Consider the following 846-nt stretch of genomic DNA (forward strand, 5'->3'; position numbering starts at 1 on the left):
TAAGAACCTGTTTAAAAATGGTCTAGCAAGGGTCTGAAAAGACAGAATCAGCCTATCTTATGGGTTAATCCGACCAAAGATGTACCCCACAGACCTGACTGATTCTGCTTGGCAAGTTATTCAACAAATCCTGGCTGACAAGCGCAAACGAAAATACTCGCTACGTGCTATCTTTAACGCCCTGCTGTACATTACCAAAACCGGTGGTCAGTGGCGGCAAATGCCCAACGATTTACCTCCCTGGCCCATCTGCTACTACTATTTCTGGAAGTGGCGTAATGAAGGCACTTGGGAAAAGCTCAACAAAGCCTTGGTTGAACGCAGACGAAAGAAAGCCAGGAGAGAAGCCTCGCCCAGCGTTGGAGTTATTGACTCCCAGAGCGTTAAATGCAGTGAGTGGGGTGTAGTACCCAAAGGTTATGATGGTCATAAGAAAGTCAATGGTCGCAAACGGCACATTGTGATTGATACCCTAGGTTTAGTTTTAGTCGTTGTTGTTCATGCGGCTAATCAACATGACAGCCCAGCCGCCAGGGCGGTACTAAGCCGTTTAGCTGAACAAGGCTATGGGCGCATGAGCAAGATCTTAGCCGACAGCGCCTACGGAAAGAAGTTGGCTGGTTGGCTTAAGAAGTCCTACGGATTCATCCTGGAAGTGGTCAGGGTAAGGGAGTTGTCTGGCTTCCAAGTAGTGCCCATGCGTTGGAAAGTAGAGCGGACGTTTGCCTGGATGAATTGGTCGCGACGGCTCAGTAAAGACTATGAATGTGGCGTTAGTTCCCACGAATCGTTTGTGTATTTATCTAATATCAACCGGATGCTCAAGCATTTTTAAACAGGTTCTAA

1 protein-coding gene is annotated in these 846 nt (G+C 47.5%); it reads left to right on the plus strand.

What is annotated here, in order from left to right; genetic code table 11:
* Positions 1–79: 79 nt before the first annotated feature.
* Complete coding sequence (locus ACYVIY_RS28640; RefSeq protein WP_460980100.1) at positions 80–835, plus strand: IS5 family transposase; 756 nt, start codon at positions 80–82, stop codon at positions 833–835.
* The last annotated feature ends 11 nt before the right edge of the window (positions 836–846 follow it).

Source organism: Spirosoma knui (assembly GCF_054780635.1).